The 24,602-nt window shown below is 45.6% G+C and carries 21 protein-coding genes; 4 read left to right on the top strand and 17 right to left on the bottom strand.

Annotated features, from left to right (window positions below):
* Positions 1 to 69: 69 nt before the first annotated feature.
* Both AZI85_RS03965 and AZI85_RS03960 read right to left on the bottom strand, forming a co-directional pair.
* The gene (locus tag AZI85_RS03965) at positions 70 to 1,056 is read right to left on the bottom strand and encodes a D-2-hydroxyacid dehydrogenase (RefSeq protein WP_063242871.1); all 987 of its coding nucleotides are present in this window, start codon (positions 1,054 to 1,056) and stop codon (positions 70 to 72) included.
* Positions 1,053 to 2,219, bottom strand: coding sequence for a pyridoxal-phosphate-dependent aminotransferase family protein (locus AZI85_RS03960; RefSeq protein WP_063242870.1), 1,167 nt, complete (start codon positions 2,217 to 2,219; stop codon positions 1,053 to 1,055). The genes AZI85_RS03965 and AZI85_RS03960 overlap by 4 nt, the downstream gene beginning before the upstream one ends.
* Here AZI85_RS03960 and AZI85_RS03955 point away from each other — a divergent pair.
* Genes AZI85_RS03955 through AZI85_RS03945 form a run of 3 tightly spaced genes read left to right on the top strand, consistent with a single transcriptional unit; the run spans position 2,213 to position 4,312 of the window.
* A complete protein-coding gene (locus tag AZI85_RS03955; protein WP_253720829.1) occupies positions 2,213 to 2,848 on the top strand; it encodes an LptE family protein in 636 nt (211 codons plus the stop codon). The genes AZI85_RS03960 and AZI85_RS03955 overlap by 7 nt on opposite strands.
* Before the next feature lie 42 nt (positions 2,849 to 2,890).
* A complete protein-coding gene (holA, locus tag AZI85_RS03950) occupies positions 2,891 to 3,913 on the top strand; it encodes a DNA polymerase III subunit delta (RefSeq protein ID WP_063242868.1) in 1,023 nt (340 codons plus the stop codon).
* Positions 3,914 to 3,946: 33 nt separating this feature from the next.
* Positions 3,947 to 4,312, top strand: a complete 366-nt coding sequence (locus tag AZI85_RS03945; RefSeq protein ID WP_063242867.1) for a PilZ domain-containing protein — start codon at positions 3,947 to 3,949, stop codon at positions 4,310 to 4,312.
* A 14-nt stretch (positions 4,313 to 4,326) separates the two neighbouring features.
* Here AZI85_RS03945 and rpsT read toward each other — a convergent pair whose 3' ends face one another.
* Entirely contained in the window at positions 4,327 to 4,590 is a 264-nt protein-coding gene (rpsT, locus tag AZI85_RS03940; RefSeq protein ID WP_063209530.1) for a 30S ribosomal protein S20, read from the bottom strand.
* 118 nt (positions 4,591 to 4,708) lie between these two features.
* Here rpsT and murJ point away from each other — a divergent pair, with 118 nt between their 5' ends.
* Positions 4,709 to 6,223 (top strand): murein biosynthesis integral membrane protein MurJ, encoded by a 1,515-nt coding sequence (gene murJ, locus AZI85_RS03935; RefSeq protein ID WP_253720828.1) that lies wholly within the window; start codon positions 4,709 to 4,711, stop codon positions 6,221 to 6,223.
* On the opposite strand, the gene AZI85_RS03930 is transcribed toward murJ, so the two are convergent.
* From AZI85_RS03930 to AZI85_RS03865, 14 genes are all read right to left on the bottom strand, one after another.
* Positions 6,189 to 7,805, bottom strand: a complete 1,617-nt coding sequence (locus tag AZI85_RS03930; protein ID WP_063242865.1) for a HAMP domain-containing methyl-accepting chemotaxis protein — start codon at positions 7,803 to 7,805, stop codon at positions 6,189 to 6,191. The genes murJ and AZI85_RS03930 overlap by 35 nt on opposite strands.
* 136 nt (positions 7,806 to 7,941) lie before the next feature.
* The gene (locus AZI85_RS03925; RefSeq protein WP_063243066.1) at positions 7,942 to 9,573 is read right to left on the bottom strand and encodes a methyl-accepting chemotaxis protein; all 1,632 of its coding nucleotides are present in this window, start codon (positions 9,571 to 9,573) and stop codon (positions 7,942 to 7,944) included.
* Positions 9,574 to 9,745: 172 nt separating this feature from the next.
* Positions 9,746 to 11,371 (bottom strand): HAMP domain-containing methyl-accepting chemotaxis protein, encoded by a 1,626-nt coding sequence (locus AZI85_RS03920; RefSeq protein ID WP_063242864.1) that lies wholly within the window; start codon positions 11,369 to 11,371, stop codon positions 9,746 to 9,748.
* 164 nt (positions 11,372 to 11,535) lie between these two features.
* Positions 11,536 to 12,183: a hypothetical protein gene (locus tag AZI85_RS03915; RefSeq protein ID WP_063242863.1), complete on the bottom strand. Its 648-nt coding sequence runs from the start codon at positions 12,181 to 12,183 to the stop codon at positions 11,536 to 11,538.
* A 16-nt stretch (positions 12,184 to 12,199) separates the two neighbouring features.
* Entirely contained in the window at positions 12,200 to 14,332 is a 2,133-nt protein-coding gene (locus tag AZI85_RS03910) for a tetratricopeptide repeat protein (protein ID WP_063242862.1), read from the bottom strand.
* 23 nt (positions 14,333 to 14,355) lie between these two features.
* Positions 14,356 to 15,105 carry an outer membrane beta-barrel domain-containing protein gene (locus tag AZI85_RS03905; protein ID WP_063242861.1) on the bottom strand — a complete coding sequence of 250 codons (750 nt, stop codon included), beginning with the start codon at positions 15,103 to 15,105 and terminating at the stop codon, positions 14,356 to 14,358.
* Positions 15,106 to 15,119: 14 nt separating this feature from the next.
* Positions 15,120 to 16,583 (bottom strand): AgmX/PglI C-terminal domain-containing protein, encoded by a 1,464-nt coding sequence (locus AZI85_RS03900; protein WP_063242860.1) that lies wholly within the window; start codon positions 16,581 to 16,583, stop codon positions 15,120 to 15,122.
* Between the two features lie 14 nt (positions 16,584 to 16,597).
* Positions 16,598 to 16,846, bottom strand: coding sequence for a hypothetical protein (locus AZI85_RS03895; RefSeq protein ID WP_063209545.1), 249 nt, complete (start codon positions 16,844 to 16,846; stop codon positions 16,598 to 16,600).
* Positions 16,847 to 16,860: 14 nt separating this feature from the next.
* Positions 16,861 to 20,574 carry a tetratricopeptide repeat protein gene (locus tag AZI85_RS03890; RefSeq protein WP_063242859.1) on the bottom strand — a complete coding sequence of 1,238 codons (3,714 nt, stop codon included), beginning with the start codon at positions 20,572 to 20,574 and terminating at the stop codon, positions 16,861 to 16,863.
* A 4-nt stretch (positions 20,575 to 20,578) separates the two neighbouring features.
* The gene (locus AZI85_RS03885; protein ID WP_063242858.1) at positions 20,579 to 21,082 is read right to left on the bottom strand and encodes an ExbD/TolR family protein; all 504 of its coding nucleotides are present in this window, start codon (positions 21,080 to 21,082) and stop codon (positions 20,579 to 20,581) included.
* Between the two features lie 3 nt (positions 21,083 to 21,085).
* Positions 21,086 to 21,631 carry an ExbD/TolR family protein gene (locus tag AZI85_RS03880; protein ID WP_063242857.1) on the bottom strand — a complete coding sequence of 182 codons (546 nt, stop codon included), beginning with the start codon at positions 21,629 to 21,631 and terminating at the stop codon, positions 21,086 to 21,088.
* Between the two features lie 50 nt (positions 21,632 to 21,681).
* Positions 21,682 to 22,392: a MotA/TolQ/ExbB proton channel family protein gene (locus tag AZI85_RS03875; protein WP_063209553.1), complete on the bottom strand. Its 711-nt coding sequence runs from the start codon at positions 22,390 to 22,392 to the stop codon at positions 21,682 to 21,684.
* Complete coding sequence (locus AZI85_RS03870; RefSeq protein WP_063209555.1) at positions 22,364 to 22,984, bottom strand: PilZ domain-containing protein; 621 nt, start codon at positions 22,982 to 22,984, stop codon at positions 22,364 to 22,366. Before AZI85_RS03870 ends, AZI85_RS03875 begins: the two co-directional genes overlap by 29 nt.
* Positions 22,985 to 22,996: 12 nt before the next feature.
* Positions 22,997 to 24,070 carry a hypothetical protein gene (locus AZI85_RS03865; protein WP_063242856.1) on the bottom strand — a complete coding sequence of 358 codons (1,074 nt, stop codon included), beginning with the start codon at positions 24,068 to 24,070 and terminating at the stop codon, positions 22,997 to 22,999.
* Positions 24,071 to 24,602 lie beyond the last annotated feature (532 nt).

Raw genomic sequence — 24,602 nt, 5'->3', positions numbered from 1 at the left:
TTCCCTTCGAAGGTACCAGTCCCCTGGTACCTTCGAACTTTCTCGCAAGAGATTCAGTCAGGCAAGTTTTTATTCTCCTTTAAATGGAGCGGCTCCAAACCAGGGGGCCCTTGGCGGGAGGGTGTCAGAAGTCGACCCGTCGATAAAAAACGCCATAAGCTTATTAGCTGCGACCTGAGACGCTTTAAAGAACGCATCTTCGGTATTGGCTCCAATATGCGGCGTGAGAATCACGTTCGGATACGTGAGAAGTTTTGAGTTTCGGGACAAAGGTTCCTTTTCAAAGACATCCAGTCCGACGGAGCGCAGCCAACCTTTTTCGATGGCTTCGCACAGGTCGTTTTCATTGATCACGGAACCGCGCGACGTGTTGACCAAGGTCAAACCGCGATGAATGTATTCAAAGTGGGAGCGGTTGAGCATATGCTCTGTTTCTAAAGTCTTGGGTACGTGGAAGCTTAAGATATCAGCAGTTTTTAAAACTTCTTCGTAACTTAAACGGGGTATTTTCAAGCGTTCAAAAACTTCGTCGTCCTGATAAGGATCAAAAGCAACGACGTTCATGCCGAAAGCTTGCGCCAGCTCGGCCACGCGCGAACCGATGCGTCCCAAGCCGACGATGCCGTAGGTGCGACCGGAAAGTTCAATGCCTGTGACCAAGTCGCGCTTCCATTCGCCGGCCTTCACCATTTTGTGGGACTGCGGAATGTTGTTCACACAATTTAGCACCAGTCCCCATGTTAATTGAGCTGCGGATTCAATATTTGCTGAAGGCGTGTGCATCACTGTCACGCCCCATTTTTGAGTCGCATCCAAATCAATGTGATCAAAACCACTGGTGCAGGTGATGATCAGCTGCAACTGGCGGGCTTTTTTCAGAAGTTCTTCGTTCACCGTCGTGCGACTGCGAATGATCAAAGCATTGGCGCTGACCAAATGCTCAAGCGGCAGGTGCTGAGGGTTATCACTGCGCACAACTTCAAATTGACTGTGTTGTTGCAAGTATAAGAAACTATCTTGCGCGAAGCGGTCGGTGATTAGAATTTTTTTCTTCATGGATTGTCCCTTAACCACGCGCGCGCTTCATCGGTGATATTTGAAATGTGCTCTAAAGATATAAAATCAGGATCAAAGAAACGAAGAGTGTGTCCCAGACACTCGATCAAACGCACTTGCTCTTCGTCTTGAATATAACCCATGTGACCGACGCGAATGATTTTACCCTTCGCTTGATCTTGTCCGCCCATGATTGTAATCGCATGAGCCTCTTCCAAATGAAGGCGGATTTTTTGTCCGTCCATTCCTGAAGGCACGGTCAAAGCCGTGACCGAATCGCTCGGAGATTTTGCGTAAAGGCCGAAACCCAGCTTCAATCCAAAGGTGCGAGTGAATTCAGCTCGGCGGTGAATGATGCGGAAGAGCTCTTGCAAACCTTGTTTTTCGATCATGCCTAAGACCGTGTCTAAGGCGCGAATGATGGCTACGTTTGAAGAATAAAAAGTTTCTCCGCTGTTGTTGGCTTTTTTTTCTTTGCGCAGATCAAAATAGTAGCGAGGGCATTTTGCTTGATCGACAAACTTCCAAGCTTTTTGTGACAAAGCTAAGAAGGTCATTCCCGTAGGCAACATAAAAGCTTTTTGCGAACCGGCGACCAAACCATCAATACCCCAAGCATCCATCGGCAGGGGATAGGCACCCAAAGCGGTGATGGCGTCGACCAAAAGCAAGGTTTCGGAATATTTTTTTACAACAGATGCGAGTTCCTGAATGGGATGCGCCACCGCCGTGGAAGTTTCACAGGCCTGGCAAAGAACCGCGCGCGTGTCGGGATTTTTTTTCAGCAACTCTTCAACTTCAGAAACTTTGACGGCTTCGCCCCAAGGAACATTGACGATCGTGACTTCCGCGCCAAAAGTTTTTGCCATGTCGGCCCAGCGCTCGCCAAATTTTCCAGAAACAATCGCGATCACTTTATCGCCCGGAGAAAGCACGTTCACTAAAAGTGCTTCCATGCCGCCAGAACCCGTGGACGTCAAAAGATAAACATCTTGCTCGGTTTGAAAAACGCTTTTAATTCCTTTTAAAACGCGCTTTAAAATGGCGTCAAATTCAGGGGTGCGGTGATGAATCATCGGAAGTGCCAATACTTTGCGCACCTCAGGATGAAGATTCACGGGACCTGGCGCCAGCAAACTGTAATTGTCATTGAGAGATGTCATTTTTCTTCCTTGATATCTTCAGTATTTTATACTCAACTGGTCCCGTGGACGCAATCTTTAAAGGCCTTCTCATTCTGACTGTCAGCTTCTCGGTTTTACTCTCGGGATGCGCTTACCGCATGGGCGCTGCGAGTCGCAGTATTCCAGGTGGGTACAAGCAGATCTCGGTCCCTATTTTCAAAAATAAAACCCAGGAAACAGGCATAGAAGTTGGCTTCACCAACGCATTGATTTTAGAGTTTCAGCGTTCGCGCATTGCTCGTATTGTGGACAACTCTTTGTCAGAAGTGGCAGTGATCGGGCAGATCGATAATATTCAATACATTCCCGGAGCCAAACGTGTCGCCGGTGAGCAGTCTTCGGCCTATCTTCCTAACGGAACTGTCATCGCGACGGAATACCGGATTCTTCTTACAGTAACTGTCAAAGTCGTACGACAGGCTGATGGGACCGAGCTTTGGAGCGGCAGTTTCAGCGGAGAGCGTACTTATGCAGCACCTCAGGTGACGCTCGCAGGCGTGAACTCGGTAAATCCTCTTTACAATCTTTCTGCACGCAGGCAGAACATTGACGTCATGGCGAACGACATCATGGCCGAAGCCCATGATCGTATTACAGAAAATTTTTAAGCACCGGGGAAAAGGTCTTTACGACTTTTTTTGAGAAAAACGATGGCACTGATTGATGCGCAAAAATTCTATAAAGACCTCGAAAAAGGTCATCTTGCGCCAATGTACTTTCTTTTCGGTGAAGAGCCTTATCTTCTGAATCAAAGTGTTGAAAGATTTAAATACGCCGTTCTGACAGAAGGCGCGGTGGATTTTAACTACAGCCTTTTTTATGCCAGTGACGCCGACGTCGTCGCAGTTCGCGATGCGGTGGAGACTCTGCCGATGATGGCGGCTCGTCGTCTGGTCATCTTGAAAGAAGCCCAAGAGCTTACGGACAAAGAGTGGGCCGAATTTGACAGCCTGATTGAGTCCCCAGTGGAAAGCACGGTGTTTGTGATTCTGGCTTCCAGAGTCGACAAACGTAAAAAACAAATCCGTCAGCTGCTTGAAAAAGCAGACTGCGTGGAATTTAAAAAGCCTTACGAAAATCAGATCCCTTCTTGGATCAATTACATCGCGCAAACTTTGGGTCTTACGATCAGCAACGACGCCATTCACTTGCTGCACAAGCTTGTAGGACATCATCTGACAGAGATCGAAGCCGAGCTAAAAAAACTCGGTGATTTCGTCGGCGGCCAACGTCGCATCGAAATGCAAGATGTGGCGCAAGCCGTGTCTCGCTCAAAAGAAGAAAACGTCTTTGATTTCACGAAAGCCATCGGTCAAAACGACCGCGTAAAGGCTTTAGAGCACTTGGTTCATCTTTTGGATCAAGGGCAGAACGAGATCGGTATCGTCTCTTTGGTGGCCCGTCACGTGCGTGTGCTTTTGACTTTAAAGCGCGGCATGGATGAAGGCTTGCATGGCGCGAAGCTCGCTCACTATGCGCAGATTCCGCCTTATTTCCTGGAAAGCTACTTGGATCAAGCCCGACTTTGGACTGCGAAAAAGTTGGAACAAACACTGGTGGTTCTGTCTGAGACGGATAAGGCCCTTAAGTCCTCACCATTGTCTAGCCACATCTGGCTTGAAAACATGGTCCTAAAAACCTGCGGATCGTCTCAAAACTTCGCTCTGAACTAGAGTTTTCCGTCCCAGATGCCGATAAGGTCTCTGATGGACAAATCATTTGAAGATAAAGGTTATTTCCGCCGTCAATATCCAAGACGGGCTATGAAGCGCAAAATCGGTGTGCTTTGTGACGGATCCTATTTCGTCTGTGAATCAGGCGAGATCGGTGAAGGGGGAATGTCTATTATTTCGGATTATGTTCTGACGGAAGGGCACTCACTGGTGGTGAGTTTTCAAGTTCCGGCCGGGGAATTTGTGTTCTTGAGAGCGGTGGTGCGATCGACACAAAAAAAACAGGGTGACGAAAGAGTCACCCATGGTCTTAGCTTCAATGAAATCGAATTTTCTATCAAAAGACAGATTCGTTCTTTCGTGTCGGCACGAACTGATATCGCGCCGGGCACTACTTAAAACTTCAATTCAGATTACTTCGTTGCAGAAACGCGTGTAGAAAGACGGCTGATTTTACGAGAAGCCGTTTCTTTTTTGATAACGCCAGATTTAGCAGCTTTCATTACTTGAGCAGTGAACTTCTTCAACAACTCAGGAAGAGCTTTGATGTCTTTAGCTTGGATTGCTTTTACCAAGTTTTTTTCAACAGTTTTTACAGTGCTCTTACGAGCGTTGTTAACAGCAGTTTTACGAACAGTTTGACGAGCTCTTTTTGCTGCAGACTTATGATTTGCCAAGGGATATCCTCCAAAGTAATCTTTTTAAAACGAGAACCAAAGGGATTAACATAGGGTGTCTGATAACGCAAGCGGATTAAAAGAAGATCGCAAAAAGGTCCTCAAAAGGGCTTTTTCTATGGCGACGGGGACCTTAACTAGCCGCATCTTGGGGCTTTTAAGGGACATGGCGCTGGGGGCTCTCTTTGATCGCATGGTGACGGATGCGTGGACCGCGGCTTTCCGTTTACCTAATCTCTTTCGCCGCCTTTTCGGGGAAGGCTCACTTTCCGTCAGCTTTATTCCCGTCTTTATGCAGGCGCAAGGGGAGGATGCTTCGGGTGTTCGTGCTCGAAATTTAATCAACGGCCTTTATACGTTTTTTTTGATCGCTTTTGGGGTTCTTGCGCTGTGGGGAATTCTTCGCACCGAAGATGTTTTTCAACTTTTAGTGACCGATATCTACACGCAAAATTTAGAAAAGTGGGAGCTCACGTTGCGCATGGGGCGCATTATGTTTGGCTTCGTTTTCTTTGTCTGCCTTTACGCTTACTTCATGGGAATTTTAAATGCGCTGGGGAGTTTTGGTCTTCCCGCGCTCGCGGCAGCGCTTTTAAATATTTCGATGCTGGTATTTACATTTATGCCTGCAGCTTGGTTCCCGCAAATAGGAGACGGGCTGGCCTGGGGAGTTCTTGTCGGCGGTCTTATGCAAGCGGCCCTTCTGTGGTGGGCTTTAAAATCGCGAGGCTATCTGCCGCGTTTGCAAATTTCTTTTTGGAGTCCCGACGTCGCAAAAGTTCTGCGCAGTATGATTCCGGGACTGGCCGGGATGGGACTTGCGCAGTTTTCTACTTTGGTGAATCTGCATTTTGCAAGCTCCCTGAGCGAAGGATCCATCTCTTATATCTATTGGGCGGACCGTCTTTTAGAGCTACCGCTATCTTTGATTTCAGTCAGTCTTGGGGCGGCAGTTCTGCCGACATTAAGTGAGTTTGCTGCGCGCAAAGACACGAAGCTTTTTAAAGAAGCTTCGCAAGAAAGCTTCTTGATGAATTTATTTTTGGCGTGGCCGGCATCATTAGGTCTTTTCTTTTTAGCTCAACCCATCGTGGAAGTCCTTTTTTATCGCGGGCAGTTTTCCATGAGCGATGTTTTGGCAACGACGACAGTGTTAAAAGTTTATGCGATCAGTTTGTTGGTGGTCTCCTGCAGCCGAGTTCTGATGCCGCTTTACTATGCCACTCAGAATACCTGGTATCCCGCTGCAGTTTCCGTTTTGAGTTTAGCAGTGCACATCGCCTTAGCGCCTTGGTTGATGCAAACTCATGGACTGCAAGGGCTTGTGGTCGCAAGTCTTTTAGGAGCTTCAATAAATATGCTCTTACTTTTAACGGGCCTTCCTTTTTGGAAGCTTTCGTTTAACTGGGATGGGGTCCTTCAATCCATCGTGAAGATGACGGCGGCGGGAGTAGGGATGGTATTCGTATTGAAAACCTATTCGTTGGTGTCGTCAGAAATGGAAAAAGGCCCGCAGATGCTGGCCCTTTTCGTTGCGATTCTTGCAGCCGCGGCGATTTATTTTGCGATCGCCGCGCTTTTAAAGAGTCCTGAATTTTCTAAAATCCGTCCGTTGTTCCGACGCGGGCTCTAGTCTCTTCATCAAACGGAATAGTTTCTTTGGCTGAAGCCGTTTTTGCTTTGGCCTTCGGTTTAAATGAAACCACATTGTGCTTCGTTGTTGAAGGTTTGCCAGCAGGAGGCGCGGTGAAAGTAGTTTCTTGCGCGCCGCCATTGACAACATGGCTCAATTCCGCTGTTAGATTTTGTGAAGTCACGGCAAGGTTGTTGATTTCTCCACTTGTTGCTGCGATTTCTTCAGCAGAAGCCGCGTTGGCTTGGGCTGCTTGATCCAACTGATTCATAGCTTTGTTAATTTGCTGAATACCTGCTGTCTGTTCAGAACTTGCAGTTGCAATCTCATTATTCAGATCCGACACTTTTTTGACGGAATTAACAATTGTTGTTAGCACTTCGCCACTTTGGTTGGCGATACGGCTTCCGTCTTCAACTTGCACGACAGATTGTTTAATCAAAACTTCAACGTCTTTGGCGGCCACGGCACTTCTTTGTGCTAAGGCACGAACCGCTTCAGCAACAACCGCGAAACCTTTACCTTGTTCACCAGCACGAGCCGCTTCTACGGAGGCATTCAGGGCCAACAAGTTTGTTTGGAAAGCGATATCGTCGATCACGGAAATGATCTCTTCGATCTTTTTAGACGAAGATGAAATCGTCGACATAGCTTGGATCAAGTTGCCGATTTCTGCTTGGCCTTTTTCAGCGGCTTCACGAGAAGTCATTGAAAGGGCCGCCGCTTGTTTTGCATTGTCGGAATTCATTTGCACCATGGAAGAAAGCTCTTCGAGTGATGCCACAGTTTCTTCTAAAGAAGCCGCTGCTTCCGTTGAAGATTGAGAAAGCGTGTTCCCAGCTTCATTTAATTGTTCGACCGCCGAAGTCACTTGACCACCAGCCACAGAAAGGCGGGACGCCACAGACGACACAGAGCTCGATACGCGAGCTGCAATGATCAGCAGAATACCGAAGATTGCAAACGTTGCCGTCAAAGTCACTACCAGTGTCCATTGAACAACAGAGGCCTGAGTCGCTTCAGCACTCACGCTTTCCTCTTTAGCGCGTGTGTTGTAAAGAGCCACTGTTTCGCGGTTGAAAGACCCAATTGGTAAACCCAGCTTATAGAATTCACCTAACAACATTTTATGAGCTTTGTCGATATTCTGTTGGTCTTTGGTCTCAAGCAGTTGGACGATATTTTCCATCGTTGTGATGAGCTGAGGATAGTACTCCTTCACGCTCAAGAACTTCTTTTCTTCTTCTGGCATGAACGAAGAGTCTTCATAATCTTTGTATCCGTCAGAAAAGAGCGCAATAGCGTCTTTTGTTTGTTTTAGTTCATCAGCGAAGATTTCAGGCTGTTGCAATGTCGTTACGGAGGCAAACGCATGGTAACCGAAATTCGCGCGGGCAAGACGCATTTGAGCTAAGATCTGAAGGTTGGGGATCAAATTCTTGTGTGAACTCTCTAAAAGCGCATTTAAACGGTTTGCACCGTTAAATGAGATGAAGCCCATCACGCCAAAACCAATGACGGGAAGAACCGCTGCGAATAATAATTTACCTTTAATACCACGAAACCAAGACGCGAAATTCATTTTGTTAAGCTCCTTTAACTATCGGAGCCAACGTTTTCGGTTGTTCTGAAAAAAGCTCAAGACCCGGTCAAAAAAATATCTCGGGTTGCCCCGAGATATTTACAAGTATTCCATCGCATGGAGGGTGGAGACCGAACTAAAATCCGTCAACAGAAGAAACTTTACCCCGTTCGTCGTCCTCAAATGGGATCACTGAAGCTGCGGCAGTCGAGGTGATAGTTTTGTTTATCTTCGAAGTTTGTTTAGTAAATTTTGTTACCGACGATTTTGCAGTCGGTTTATTTTCTGCTGGAGGCGTCGACGAAGCGGCGCCACCCAGGATCACGGTGTTTAACTCGACTGTGAGTTTTTGCGATGTTATTGCCAGATTGTTGATCTCTCCGCTGGTCGCCGCGATTTCTTCTGCAGAAGCGGCATTGGACTGTGAGGCTTGATCTAACTGGTTCATGGCTTTACTGATTTGTTGAATACCTGTTGTTTGTTCCGCACTGGCTGTCGCGATCTCTGTGTTCAGATCCGAAACTTTTTTAATGGAATTTACTATATTCGTTAGAACAGCACCGCTCTTATCGGCGATTTCGCTTCCAGTTTCGATTTGCGATACAGAGTCCTTAATAAGGCTTGAGATATCTTTTGCCGAAGCGGCACTTCGTTGCGCTAATGATCGAACTGCTTCAGCTACGACCGCAAATCCCTTGCCTTGTTCACCAGCGCGGGCGGCTTCGACGGCCGCGTTCAGCGCGAGAAGGTTGGTCTGAAAGGCAATGTCATCGATGACGTGAATGATTTCTTCAATTTTCTTCGATGATTGAGATATTTGGGTCATGGATTGAATCAAGTTTTGAATCTCTTTTTCGCCGTTTTCAGCGGACTCTCGGGAGCTTGCCGAAAGAGCCGCTGCTTGTTTTGCGTTATCGGAATTCATTTGCACCATGGATGTCATTTCTTCTAATGAAGCGACGGTTTCTTCTAGCGAAGCTGCGGCTTCGGTAGATGACTGCGATAGGCTATTTCCGGCTTCATTCAGCTGTTCAACGGAAGTGGCTACCTGAGTCGCTGCCGACGTCAGACGGTCGGCGATAGAGCTCACGGAGTTGGCAATACGCGAAGACATCCACACCATCAATCCAAAAATGCCCAGTGCGGAAAATAATGAAACAGCCAGAAGGATATTGAAAACTTGCGCGCGGGTTTCTTTGGCAAGCTTGCTATCGTCATCGGCACGTTGGTGATAGACGGTTTCGATTTTATCATTGAAATCACGTACAATGGTGTTGAGTTCGCCAAATTTTCCATTCAAAAGTTTTTTGGCTTCGGCGACTTTATCGGGCTCTGCCGTGCGCAATAAGGCGATGATGTCTCTTTGTACCTTTAAAAAATGGGGGATGGTGTCTTTGACAGTGTCATGGATCTTTTCTTCGCCCGGAAGAAAGCGCGCCTCTGTATAGTGCTTATAAGCGGCTTCGAATTCGTCGACACCTTCGCTCGCGGTATCTAACTGTTTCGTGCGCACTTGCGGTTCGTTCACTGCATCTATGGCAGCCCAACTGCGATAACCGAATTTATTACGCGCTTGGCGCATTTCACCGATGTACTTATAGTTCGGAATGATAAGGGAGTGAGCATCTTCAAGCATGACATTGGTTTTATCCAAGCCATTCAGTGCCACACTGAACACGATGGTGAATCCGATCATCGGTACGAACGCCGCTAAAAGTAAGCGACCACGTATGCCACTAAACCAGGCTGCAAGTTTGTTTTGATTCATTGTTTTGACTCCCATCAATTGTTAGCGTGCCTTAATAATTCGTAGAATTTTAATCGGATTTTAGGGTCAAACAGGGAGTCCAGTTTTACTGAATCTTGATAACTAGTGTTTCGAAAATAAAAAACCCCTCGACGAAGTGAGGGGTTTGTAAAGTTAACTTTATTGAGAAGTATTAAAATCCGTCGGTACTTCCGACTTTAGCCCGTTCATCATCGTCGAACGGGATTGTTGCTTGAGATTCAGACTTCTTCGCTACCGCCATCGGTTTTGCCGATTTAAAGGGAATAACTTTGCTTGAGGTCTTCATTCTTGTGGCGCCTTTAACCTTCGCTTCAGCAGGAGTCGAAGCCACCGTCGCGTCTCCACCTAAGATAACGGTATTCAGCTCAACAGTTAAGTTCTGGTTCGTCGCTGCAAGATTATTGATCTCACCACTTGTCGCTGCGATTTCTTCAGCAGAAGCGGCGTTGGACTGAGCTGCTTGATCGAGCTGATTCATCGCTTTGCTAATTTGCTGAATTCCAGTTGTTTGCTCGGAACTTGCCGCCGCAATCTCATTATTAAGATCAGATACTTTTTTAACCGAGCTTACAATGTTCGTTAAAACCGCGCCGCTCTTATCTGCGATGTCGCTACCGTGATCAATCTGAGAAACGGAATCCTTAATAAGCACTGTGATGTCTTTTGCTGCTGCCGCACTTCTTTGGGCTAATGTGCGAACGGCTTCAGCCACAACCGCGAATCCTTTACCTTGTTCACCAGCACGAGCCGCTTCAACGGCCGCATTCAAAGCTAACAAGTTTGTTTGGAAGGCGATGTCATCGATCACAGAGATAATCTCTTCGATCTTTTTAGAAGATTTTGAAATCTCTGTCATGGATTGGATCAGTGTTTGAATCTCGCGTTCGCCGCTTTCCGCGGCATCTTTTGACGAAGCAGAAAGGGCCGCTGCTTGCTTCGCGTTGTCGGAATTCATTTGTACCATCGAGCTCATTTCTTCAAGGGCGGCCACTGTTTCTTCCAAAGAAGCCGCTGCTTCAGTTGAAGATTGTGATAGGCTATTGCCAGCTTCGTTCAACTGTTCCACCGCCGAAGCCACTTGGTTGCCCGCGCCACTCAAACGACTTGCAATCGAAGCTACTGAGTTCGCAATTTTTGCTGCTAACCATAATAAAAGGGCGAAGATCGCGAATGAAGAAACTAAAGTGATCGTCATTAACATTTTGTCAGCACGAGACAATGTTTCAGTGGCACGAGCTGTTTCTACTTTGACTCTTTCACGATAGTAGTTCAAAGAATCTGAAGTCACTTTATTGATGGTTGTACCGTAATCCCAGACAGGTCCCTGCATAAGAGCCATGGCTTTGTCGTTCGCACCTTCATCCAGATGCTGCGTAACTTTTTCTAGCGTCGCAAAGTAGTCTGCGCGAATCGGGCGACTGGGAGCCCAGAGTTTTTCGGCTTCGGGAGTGAAGGGGAAAGACTCATAGAAGTCGATCGCTTTCTTTAAATTTGCGACGGCTTCTTTGGCGATCGTGATATGGGCTTCACGCTTTTTCGGATCATGCTGTGCCATAGCGGCATAGGTCTGATAACCGAAAGCATTGCGCGCTTGGCGCATATCGCCCAGCCCTTGAATGCTAGGAATGACGTCGTTGTTGGCAGTTTCGATGCCTTTACCCAAGTCCGACATTCCCGAGTGAGAGATAAAATAAATTGTTGTAAAGCCGATCATCGGAAGAACAGCTGCAAAGAGCAATTTTCCGCGGATACCTTGAAACCATGACTTTAGAGACATACCAGTTTTCCTTTTGAAAAATAATGTCTCAATATTTCGGAATCTTAGGACTGTTAATAAAGGGCCAAAAATGAATGTAAGCTCGAAAGCGAGGCGTGTTGAAAAAACAAAAGCCGTTTCCTTGGGGAAACGGCTTGTTTAAAGATGTGAATGTGAAAAGACTCTTATTTAACTTCAGCTAGTGAATTATAACTATCACTAATTTTCTGCTGTCTTTCGACTTCTTTGCTCCAACGTTTCACTTCGCCTTGATAACCTTTTTGCTTCGCTTGCCATTCTTTTTCTTCGCTCGCTAAAGAACGAAGGCGTTGGTTCACCTGATCGTTTTGCTCTTTCAGGTTGCCCGCGCGCGAATGCCAGATTTTCTTTTCTTCCTGAAGCTGATTCATTTGCATTTGATAGTCAGAAACATTCGTTTCACGTTTTTTCTGATTCTCTTTGATCTTAGCAATCATCGCTTCAAGTTCAGCAATCTTTTGGTTTTCCTGCGCTGTCTTCGTTTTTTCTTCATTCATCAAAGCCTGAAGTTCTTTTTCCTGGCTGCTGATTTTCGTCATTGCCTGGTTGTTTTCTTCGACCTGTTGAAGAACTTGTTTTTGTTGTCCTTCTACTTGGGATTTGGCTTTGCCAACTTCTTGAATATTGCCTTCAACGGTTTTCAGATTCTTTTCGTATTCCGTCAGATTGGCTTTGGAGTTATTCAAGTTGGCTTTGATGCGATCCAAACCTTCTTTAGCGGTTGTCTGCGCAAAAGCCGCAGTACTAAGACTCATCAAAACGCCAACTGTTAAAATTGATTTAGAGAATTTCATCTTGAAAATCCTTTCCTTATTGTTCAGACAAACCAGCTACGCCGCCGTTAGAGCCATTCTCTTGCGGGCAGACATTTTTCAAAGAAGAACGATAGTGACCCACTTCGTCTTCCCAGATTTCACCTTTGAATTTCCAGTTCAAACTTTTTTCTTTTTGAACTTTCAACTCGGGACGTTCTTTTTCGTTCACATCTCCACCTGCCATTTGGTAGCGAAGATGTTCACCGGCACCGGAATACAATTCGTATTGCAAGACTTCGTTTTGATCCAAAACCTTATTCAAACCTGCCAGCATTTCATTGAAACGACCAGCAAGGGCCTGAGAAGCTTGGGCACGAAGAACGGATTTTTCTTTTTCAATTCGCGCAATACCTTGTGATCTTAAATTCTTGATCGACACACGCGCTTTTTTAGCGATGTGGTATTGGATGCGATAGCTCAAAAGTTTTTTCTCGGCTTCTTGAACGCTGGCGATAGCGCTTTCAGAAGGAGAGTCGCCTTTGATACCTTTTTTCGCGGAAGCCAAGTCTTTATTCGCTTCATTTTGTTTTGCGATCAACTCGCGCTCCATTTTAATCAGCGTCAAAGCAATCTTGTTGAAGCGAACGATTTCGTCTTCATAAGCATTGATTTGTTTTTGCACGCTCATGTAAGCCGGGTGACGAGCCAATTCAACGATGAAAGAGCGGGGAAGACCATCCACCTCTTTAAGATCTGAGTTTTTGATCCAGTTTTTCACCGTATCATAATACGTCAAAGAGTCTTTGTGAGCTTTTTGGTAGTCTTCTAATTTCTTCTTCCAAGGAGCATACTTTTTGTTCATCTCGTTCAGCACTTGCACGCCGTCACCGTATTGGCACAGATTCAAGTAACCGACGGTACGAACAACGTAAGACTCTGGCGAAAAGGCATTCTTAAAGAAGTCTGTGTGCAACGAGAACATATTCCCAGCAGCACCTTCATAGTCTTCACCCAAGATTTGTGTCCAAGCGCTTTCAACCATCGCTTGCAACCAAAGAGGGTTGGACTTATCGACTTTCAAGTAAGATTGGAACGCATCTTTATAGTCACCTTTTTGGAACTGGATGCGCGCCAAAGTCAGTGCGGCGACGGAACGAAGCTGCAAAGTTTTGTTGCCATCCGTTGCGGCCATCAGTTTTTCCAACTGAATAGTCGCGTCGTCCACTTTACCTTGACGGTAGTTGAACAACGCCGTCAAAAGAAGTGAATCCGGATAAAGAGGGGACTTTTCAGAGATGTACATCAAAGCATCTTCAACCAAGCCCAATTGGCCCTTGTCTGAATAGTGCTTCGCACGTGTCAATTGATACTCTTCATTCTTCGTCACATCGATTTCGTATTTGATCACCAAAGGATCAATCAAAGCGATGTCAGAAGTTTCAAGCACATTGATATGCTTCACCAAAGCTTCCGTGGCTTTTTGCTGCCACATCTTGTCTTTAGTCTCTTGCGCCAACTGAATCATGTACTGACGGAATTCCGAGTTTAAACCCATGCCTTTGGCCGTCATGGCATAGTTATAAAGAGCCTGAATACGATGTTCAGGATCTTCCATCAACTCGGCAAAAAGACCCATGGCAAGTTCATACTTCTTTTGAATTTCCAAGAAGATCAAAGCTTGCAAAAGTTTGTAGTCATTTGGCTGCATGTCGTCCATTTTCGCCAATTGCACCAAAGGATCTTTAGTGACAGGCTCCATCACAGGATTCAAGATTTTTATATCCGGAATCTTGTTAAAGGCTTCCGCAGAAGTGACTGCCTTCGGAGCATTCACCACTTCGTTGTACGGAGCCAATTGGATTTGCATGACATTCAAAGATTCACGACGACGTGTTTCCTTAAGTTCCACTTCGCGGGAAGCGGGGAGGCGCAGCGGACTTAACACCGACGCTTGAACCTCGCGCTCTTCACCCAAGTCTAAAAGAGGAATGTTTTTAACTTTAAAAACTTCCACTTTTCCTTTAACGACTTTCTTTTGATACACATCAAAAGTAGGAACAAGGCTTGATTTTACTTTGAGAGTGCTTGCTGGAGCACGGCCTGATTTTTTCACAGTCAGTGCGGGGTCTGCAAAAGCAGTCCCACACACCAGGCTTACAGCAATCGAAATTTTTAAAGGCTTAAACATAAATCCCCCACCCATGGAGAAAATTAATGCCAATACGTGATACCCACCATTAAAGACGTATCGTTCACCATTTTAGACCCCATATCGCGGTCTGGTGCGATCGTGCTGTATTTCATACGCTCTTCGTTTGTGAACTTATTGATGAAGTCCGCACGAATCGCGAAGTGCTCCGAGAAGAAAATCTGCTGATTGATACCGATTTGGTAAGTCATGCCGTTTTTCTTTTCATCGCCTTCTTCTTTTTTGATGAGGTAATCTGTCGTACCCACACCCAAAGAAATACCCATATCGAAATAGATGATGGCTTTGTCAACGAAGCTCATTTTTGCGTAAAGAGGAACATAGGTGACCGACAACATTGTTGATGAATCAATGAAGTTGTAGTTCGGAGAAGTTAAGTTGTCTTCTTTGAACTGCTTCGTACTGTCGTTGTCTTCCATGTTCACTTTTTGGTAACTCACATCAACGCCCCAACGTTCGTTGAAGAAGTAACCCAACTGAGCTCCCGTGATCGAACCTTTACCGAACGGGTCATTGATAGGAACACCGCCAGCCAGGGTTAGATAGAATCTGTCCGCTTTCGTGTAACGACGGTTTTGTACGACACTGAAGTCGTCATCTTTCGCCGCCCAGTATTTTTGTTCTAGTTTTTTAATGTCCAGTTTATCGCTGCCTCTTTGGTCTGCGTTCGTAGCTGGTTTCGTGTCAGCGCCTTGCTGTGCGAATGCTTGCGATGCAGCCAAGATGATCATTAAAAGTGTTTTCTTCAACATGTATTACCCCCGCCTTAGTTTGTACTCTTGAATAAGAATGGATATGTCACTAGCACGCGAGTTCCCCCCTGTGGATTCGGAAACTTCCATGCGGCAACCCTATTCAATATACATCCCTCAACGGTTGCGTTCTTAAGTGTTGTGTCTCCAATAAGTTGTTGTTCTACGGCGCCAGATGGGCCGATTGTAAACTTCACTGCGACCTTACCGAATAAATCCGGATTGGCACTTAATTGTCTTTCATAGCAATAAAGGATCTGACCTAGTTTTGATTTGATGTATTGAGCGATCACTTCACGGTCCAGACCGCCAGTGATTTCGCCTTCCTCTTCGATCAAACCTACACCGGCACTGCCAGTGCTACCTGCAGCCAAACCACCCATGCCCGTAGCGCTTTTTCCGCCGCCTTTACCAGCCGTGGAAATCACGACGCCAGCGCCTGTTCCTTCTTGACCCCAGTCACGGCCGGATCTTTCCATCCCGCCAACAGCGGCCAAGGCACGACCTGAAGCACCGTTACCAGCTTTTACGCCGTTAGCAAAAACGACGTTGCCGCTCTTTGCAGCTTGAGCGGAAACTTTTCCGATCAACTGAGAAATACGACCGCCAGTCAGGGATTTCATCATTTTTGAAACCTTGCTTTGGCTGCCGTTTGTTGGCATTTCCACTTTCGGAGCCGCTGCTGGTGCAGACTCTTTCACAACGACTTGTTGTGGAGCTTCTGCTTTTTTACGCTTGGGTTTCAATTCTGTTTTTACAATGATTTTTTGTGCTGCTTTGGGAGGTGTTGCCACCGTTTCCATCGTCTCTTGCTTCGGCGAAAAGATACCCACAGTCACAAGGAAGAACGCCGCGCCCAACACGATGTAAAGACCGCGTTTGGACTCTTCGTCGACCAATTGGCTTGCTGTGATATGACCCATTCTTGCGGCATCTTCCAAAGAAACAGTTCTTTGGCTGATCTCAAGTTCGCCCACAGTTTGCTTGTGCCATTCTTGTGAAGGCACGCAGGCAATCGCTGCGACGTTGATACCAACAGCAGGTTTAAATTTCTTTTTTAATGGAAGAACTTTAGTTTCAACAACTTTACCGGCCTGACGGACGATATAAAGTTGGAATTGCTTAGCCGCTTCACGTTGTTCTTGTCCCGCTTTTTCAAGACGCAGATAAAGATCTGTTTCTTTTTTCACCGGTGTGAACTTCAATTCGCAGTCTTCAAGTTGCAGACTTTTTTCTTTATCCAAAGACAAAGCCGGGGAGTCAGCGCTACTCGCACTTGTCATTAAGTCCATATTGACATACCACCATTGGTTGTCACGGTATTCAAAAAGACCTTGAATACCCTTGGTGCCCGGAGCGATTGAAATCACATCCGCCAAGCGGGATGAACCGAAGGTGTGAGTTGTATTATTTGAGCGCAGCTTCCAAGTTTTTGCCGTCCCATTTTTCAGGGACTGACGTACAATCAACGTGAGCATGTGACACCTCTGAATTAGTTATTCAAATAGAGAGCGGATTCACGGATGCGGCCATCCATATCTTTTTGCACATCATAAAGAGGCATGAATTTGATACCTCTTTTTTGCACAAGATAGGCCCCATCAGGGTTACGAATCGTTCCCTTAAGGTTCATCTCACCGAAATTGACTTCCTGGACTTTACGGACTGTTCTTTGTTTGGCAAAGGCAGTCGCTGTTCCCAAGAGAATGAAAGCGATCATCGCTGTGATGATAGTTTTCACTTGTACCCTCCATACTACAAGTCTCCCGAGATAACGTGCTGACCGACTTTGTTTTGTGTTTTCAAATATTGTATTTTCTTACCTAACCAGTCTCTCATATCCATTTTCTGACTGGCTTTAAAAGCTCTTTCATAAGAATCCAGCGCAAGCGTTGGACTCTGTTTGTAGGTCTCGAAGATATGTGCTTGTTGCAACAAGAAGTCTGCGTTGTCCTTTTTAAAGCTCAACAAATCTTTCAAAGTGCTGAGAGCTTTATCGACTTCGCCCTTCTGAGCGTAAGACTCACTCATCAAGGTTCCCACATTTAAAGTATACAACTGTTCTTTATTCAGAGAAGAGAATTTTTCAATTGCTCTAGTAAAATCTCCCTCTGAGAAAGCCTTCACTCCAGCGAAAGTTTGCATTTCTGTTGAAGGCATTTGCATGTCTAAAACTTTTTCGAAAAACGGCATTGCTTCATTCAAGCCATCAGCTTTGTAAATCAAGCGTGCTTTTTGGTACACGAACGGAGAAACTTCCGGTTGTACTTTCATCGCGGCTTCAATCATCCACAAAGCTTTGCTTTCAAAACCCTTACCTTCCGCGCCCAAGCTTGCATAGAACAAACCAAGAGCCCGTGTGTCCTTATTCTTCGCAAGTTCCAAACCGAGTCTTTCGACCATTTCGTACTGTCTAGAAGAATAACAATTTCCTGCAACTTCGAGCGGATTCAAATTCTGCAATTGAGCCGTCATGATTGCGGAACGATTGCAATTTTTCGCTTTGGAAGTCTCATAACGAGACACTTTCCCGATCGTCATATCCATAGACGCCGGCAAGAAGGCTGTCATTTTGCTAGCTTCAGGATATTGTGCCATCGGACTTACGGTCTGATCGACACGCAAACTTGCATAAGAGCGTTCGCTTTCTGCAGTTTGACCTTTTGACGCCGCCAACACTTTCAACTTCGCTTCGTTTTCGTTTTTCTTTTCCTGGATCGGTGCTGTCAACTTCGCGATTTCACCACGAAGAGCTTCCTGATCGGCAGGGGAAAGAGACGCCGGAAGTGGCATTGTTGTTAAGCTATCAATGAAGTTTGCGTAACAACGGTCGATACCACGCATGGCTTCCAATTGTTGGTAAGGATCTTTCGACATTTTCAAAGTCGTGAAGTAAGCCGTGTGGGCTTTATCCAACTTTTCTGTCTTCATTGAAAGTACCAGAGCGAATTTTTCTTCGCGGGCTTTCACGCTTTGAGCTACCAACTCTTTTTCAAGGACGCGAGCCTGGATCAAGCGAGCTTCCGCGCGCACTTCCGCCGGCACATCACGGCCATTGGCTTTCATGGAAAGTTCAAATGCGGCCGTAGTTTTGCCTGAATCCAATAGCGCTTTTGCACGGTCAATCATGATTTCAGTGGTATAAGGTTCAATACCTTTTGCCATGATTTGGTTTTGCAACTTATCGTATTCAGATCCGCGGTTTTCACCTTTATAAGAATCTAAAAGCTTTCCGTAGATACGGCTCAATGTTTTATTGTCCGCCGCAGCCAAGATCCCGTTATAAGCAGCACGGGCTTCTTTCATCTTCTTTTCTAGAAGATAGATGTCTGCCGCAAGCTCTAGGTGAGTGTTGCGACCTTTTTTATCAAGGTCCGCGATTTTCACCAAAGTTTCAGCTGATTTAGAAATCTGTCCTACATCGGCGTAAGCTTTTGCGGCTTCTTTTAAAGCATCCAAGTTACGTTTGTCGTTAGGATATTTTTCCACGAATTTCAAAGACAGATCTGCGGCTTCAAAGACTTTACCTTCAGAGTAAAGAAGGCTCAGGGCTTGCCACAAGGCATCTTGTGAAAGTTTTGAAGACTCATGTTCTTTGGCGAACGCGATCAGCTTTTGTGAAGCTTGATCTTTGTTGCCGGTTTTTGCGAACTCTTGAATCTCAGTGAAGTGAGCCTCTTCCATGATTTTATTCATGTTCTTCTTGCGGTCTTCATCCGCTGTTGAAGTCATCACTTGTTTCGAGAAGTTTTTGATTCCCGCGTAGTCTTTGCGGATGTTCAACATATCCAAGATCAAGTCTTCGGATTTCTTTTTGATATCCGCATTCTCATTGCCTTTAAGCTGAGCCAAGGGTTTCAACCATTTTTCAGCTTCAGGGTAATTACTTTCTTCATAGGCAATGTGGCCCATTTTGAATTTCACCAAAGTCGCAAACTTGCCTGTCGGGTGCTTCGCCAAATAATTGGCAGCCAATTCCTTGCGTTCTGCCTCTTTCAAAGGATCTTTGCCCTTTTCAATAGACTTTTCTTTGGCGTAAAGAGTCGCGTAGTTCGCGTCATGGCGCATAGTTTCGTCAGTGGATTTATCGCCGACCATTTTGTACTGAGTACTTGCTTCGTCAAATCTGTTTAATTGGAACAGAAGCTCGGCGTAAGCAAAGCGAGTTTTTAAATCAGGTTTTGTCGGATCTTCGTTATCCAACATCAATTTGAACAAACGCAGAGTCAAATCCGAGAATTCAGCATTTTGTTTGTTCTTAAGCCAGATCTCCCACCATTTTTTCGCCATTTCCAAACTTGTCGTGCGGAAAGACGTATCGCAGGATTCTTTAGCGACGTCGGCTTTTTGCAGATTTCTCCAAGTCGAATCGCGACGGCACAGGTCGCTCGCCATATGCATATGGTCGATCACAAGGTCACGTTTTTTAAGATCTTCGTTGGCATCCACCAAGAAAAGATGGGCGCGAACGACTTCAGGTCCTGAAGGACGCTTGTCGATGTATTCACCCAAGAACGTGTTCATCTCTTTTTGACGACTGTGTGATTCATACAGTTTCGCTAGATCAATCATTGATTGACCCATTTCGTCTTCGGTCGTGATGTCTTCAAAGAAAGAATAAAGTTTATTTGCAGGGTAGGAGTCACCAATAAATACAGTTAAGTCGCGAAGAGCTTCGCGGCGAAGATTGTGTCTGTTTGTTGGAACTTCACCATCTTGAAGAGGAGGATTTGTTCTAACCACCTCAACAAGTTTTTTAATACCGTTATCACTGTCACGAAGATTGTAGTAAGTCCAAGCGGCCTTATACATACCGTAAGAGTAAACGCGGCTGTTTGGGAATTTTTCTACTTTTAAGAAATGCTCTAAAGCCTCTTTAAATTTCCCTTGGTCATAAAGAAGCTCGCCGACAGCCAATGTACCGTCAGCAATCAATGGAGATTTTGGGAAGCGAGTCAAAAGCTTCTCGTAAAGAAGATGCGACTGCTTGTATTGCGCCACTTGCTGATTTGCAAAGGCGTTATTGAAAAGGACGGCGTCCATTTGTTTGAAGCCTGGGAAGTCCAATTCAATTTTCGTATAGATTTTAATAGCTCTTTTAACCGCCTCAGAACCTTTTTCATTGGCTACTGGGAACGGAGAAAGTTTTGCTAGGCGAGTGTCTTGGTGTAAGTCAAAGAAACGGCCGGATTTTGAGCGGCGCATGTAAAGCTCGGCCAGGCGATACCATAGATCCGCCTCGTCTTTAGAGCCTTTTTTCTTTTTGATGATACTTTGCAGTGATTCAATGGCCTTGTTTTCAGAGCGGGTGATCATCACCTCACTGCTGAAAGCTTTTTTCTCGTTTTCTGTTTCGTTCGAACTATTCAAACGCACTTCCGGCAACAGGCCTTTGGCGTTTTTATCCGCAGCGAAGCAATACATTGAAAACAGATGAAATGCTAGAAGTAGAACCACTGTGCGCATCATAAACTTACTCTCCAACTAAGGTGACAAGTTTCAACTGAGGAAAGCCAGCCATAGAGGCTGTGTACATAACCTTGCGCAAGGTCGCATAAGGTAGCTCCTTATCGGCTTGCAGAAGGATACGACCTTCTTTAATGAAAGCTTTGTCTTTTTCAGACTCTGACTTCGCCAAACGATCCAGCTCTTGGAAAAGAGGTTTGATAAAGTTTGAATCTTTATCTTCTAGATCCTGCGGAAGAAAATCAGCGTTTTTCACGTCTGCGATTTTTGTTTGATCAATTTTAAGAGCTTCTCTGGAAAGAGAGATCTTAACTGACTCCGTCGCATTCACCATAGATGCCGAAGACGGCAAGCGTAGCGAACTGTCGGGAGTGATTTGGACTTCCGCCGTTGAATATGTCTGCAACAGGAACACAAGCATGATTGTGAACATGTCGGTCATTGATGTGATATTCAAAGTGAAAGTCGAATTTTTCTTGGTCGGTAGTTCATATCTACGACGGCGTGACATGTTTTAGCCCTCCATCATGTTGGCGAAAACGATTTCTGGAAACATGTAGTTTGTTTCCACGTTCTTACCTTGCTTGGTGTCGAACACAGGGAATTTCACATTCGTATCGCGCGCCTGACGAGCAGCGTCCATTACCTTCACCACTTCGTCATACGGAACTTTGCCATCCGGGTGCAACTCAAGTTTGAAAATATCAGGATGAGCTTTCTTAACGGCCACAAGTTTTGCGTGCAGTGTCTCGTAGTCGTAAGCACCATTCTTCATGGGAATGGTTTCTACTTTGTCCTGGCCTTTGTCAGTCACGACGATGTTAATGCCTGATGTTTCCAGCTCGATGGAAATATTCGTTGGTGTTGGCTGTTGTTCCTGACGTTGAATCGCTTCATTCACAACTTGCGGAAGTTCAGACTCGATCACCATCATTTGCACGAAGGCTGACGAAACCAGAAGTACCGGTACAAGTTTTACCATCACGGCAAGAAGCGGAGCTAAGTCGAGCTCAAACTCACCATTGTGATCAATTTTAATCTTACGAATGCGTCTGCTCATAAATTATCCCATCCTTGAAAAAGATCCACCGCGCCGGGAAAAGGTTTCCGTTAGGAAACCTTTGTGCCTGGGCTAGGAGGAGTAGCCATCGGTGCCGCAACGTGATCAGGGAACACGTTCTGGCGAGTCAGGTTAGGGATGTGAGCGCTTGTAAGTAGCTCAGTCAGCTTAGAGCACTTCTCTGACATTTGCTCGATCAATTGGTTTTGACGGGCTGTCAAGAAAGAGAAGAACACCATCGCTGGGATCGCCACCGCAAGACCCAAAGCCGTCGTATACATCGATACCGAGATACCGTGTGCTAACAACGCTTGTTTTTGAGCGGGGTCGGCTGTTGCTACCGCTTGGAACGAAAGGATCAGACCGTGGATCGTACCCAATAGACCAAGAAGAGTCGCAACGTTGGCTAACATCGAAAGATAGTGCAGACGTTTTGTGTAGAGCGGAATATTTTCGCTCAACGCAATGTCATGCGCTTGGAAAATAGTATCGTCGTCACGATCGGCTTTCTCGATGATAGTTTTGAATGCTTTTGCAAGAGGTTTCCCTTCAAGTTGAGCACAAAGAAGTAAAGCTTCATCAAGTTTTTTAGCCAGGATCATGTTCTGGATTTTACCCATGAATTCTTCAACGTTCATGCCGTACTCTTTATAAAGAGCGCGTGCGCGTTCCGCTACAAGAACTAAAGAACCGATACCAACTACTAGAATACACCAGCCGACAAAGCCGGAATCATTCATGAACTTTAAGAATGCCATCATTTGTTTCCTCCTTGGAAACGCCACCGCGTGTCCATTTTGTTAACTGCGCCATGCCCTGATCTTGCACTTGGAGGAAACGAACTGCATAATGCAAACCAGATTTTACGTTGAGTCTTTGCTTTGAAAAGTTCTTACGAACAATCTCGCAAAGAGCATTGAATGTCTGAGGGTTGTTCTCAGAGACTCTAAAATTAATCATGATTTTCTGACCGAGTTGAAGCAAAGGATCATTCAAAAGAACCAAGGCTCCGTTTTCGCTCACACTTAATGTGTTGCCGTCAAAAAATGTATGGTCATTGTGAGCGTAAACTGGAGTTACCAAGTCTACGCGTGGGAACTTACGCTCTTTGAATGCGCCGGAAAGGTGATCTTTCGTCTCGATCAGGCGGCAAAGGCGGTCTTTGGAAAACTCTTGAAGGTCACCCACCAGAGTCCAATTTTCCATGTGCGGAGCCCAGACGTAGTTGTAGTCAAAGAGCTCGCCATTCTGGATCATCGTGATCAGGGATTTATATTCGTAGGGACCATATTTCATTTCCCCACGAAGAATGTACCACTGAACTGTATTCGTTGCTGTTTGTACCCCACCCATACAAATAACCCCTTACAGTTTGATCGACTTAGGATAGTAGTCGATCTGAATGTTGGCGTTGGCGCCCGGAACCGAAGTTCCGTGGAAAGTGATTGTTAGATCACTGGCGTTGTACGTCCAACCATTGTTAACATCATTGCTTACTGCCACACCATCGACAGTCACTCTGATTGTATCTACTTGTGGTTCACGGCTTAATTTAAACACCGCTGACAACTGGATGATAGAGTCTGAGATCAACTCGAGCGTATCACCGAAGTTTGAGCACAATGAACCTTTTACTCCGCCAGTAAGATCCGCAAGTTGTGGCAAGCGAGTTGAAATCTTACGTTGGAAGCCGTCTGTTGAAAGCTGCGTTTTACAAGCGGAATCTGGAACTGAAATCACGTTCACAGAATAGTTTTTACCGTTTGTAGCGGCGTTCGTGAAGCTATCCAAGAAGTCCACGTAGCTTTGTACTGTGTAGTTCTTAGAAGCGTCTTCGAAAGCGGACTGTGAAGAGCCTGAGAAGTCCTCTTCGTCACTCACGATGATCACGGCTAAGAAAGCCTCTTCACGGCGGAAGTTTGAGTTGAAAGGCTCAAGCAAGGATTGCTTAAAGCTTTCAAACGCTCTTTCGTCACCGTTACCAAGCGTTCCTTGCTTGATATTTGTCGAGAACACGTTGCTGAGGTTTGCGGTTTGTTTATCCATAACAAACACGCCTGAAGATGTCGTTACATAGTTGCCTGGAGACGTTTCAAGTCTCGCGCCATCCCTGATGCGAGCTTTAACGCTTGAAGAATCAAATTGTTTTTCCCAAGCATCAGTCGTTGTCACCGCCATGTGGAAGTCATAGTTGTATTGGTTGAAACGATTGATGAACGATTGGAAATTCGAAGCAAGGTTGTTTTGAGATGTTTCCATAGAGCCGGAGTTATCGATAACCCAAAGGATGTCGATCTTTTTCGGAATGAACACAGCTTGCTGCTTGTAATCTGCACCGTCTTTCAACAATGAGAAAGAGTCAGTGCCTTTACTACAGCTAGCCAACATTGCCACAGCTGAAGCCATCATAATTGCTTTGCGTGCGACTTGATTATACATACGGTTATGCCCTCCTGAGCCCCACCATTGCTTCGTTGAATCCAGTTTCGTTCAAAAAGACTGGAAACTGAAATTTGACATAACTCGGTGATTTTGTTTTTTATTTTTTTGGGCGTCTAGTCCTGAGACATTGTAAGTGCTTGGAATAATTGGCTTCACAAAAATCATGTAATGAAAAAATATTTTTCTGGCGTAAAACCTTTGGACAGTTTGCGAGGGATTCCCAATTTAGCTGCGCGGTAAGTAGGCGATTTTTTGGGAATTGCGGGTGAAGTGGTGAACTTGTTGACGGCTCTGGGAGCCGTGCGGAGAGCGGGGATGGGGGAAGTGTGGGGTTTTTGATGAGTGAGGTGAGTGTTTGTGGTGTTTTTGTTGTGGTGATGAGTGAGTGAGTTCTTATAGAGCTTGTTCGTGAATGAGTAGTTGCTGAGTGTTTCTATCAGAGAGGCTGAGATTAGTAATAAGCGAAGGAAGTAAGAAAGAGGGAAGATAAAAGATAAAACATAAAAGAAAGAAAGATAGAAAGATAGAA

Source organism: Bdellovibrio bacteriovorus, from assembly GCF_001592755.1.
Lineage (GTDB): Bacteria > Bdellovibrionota > Bdellovibrionia > Bdellovibrionales > Bdellovibrionaceae > Bdellovibrio > Bdellovibrio bacteriovorus_E.
This window is presented reverse-complemented; position numbering and strand designations above follow the sequence as displayed.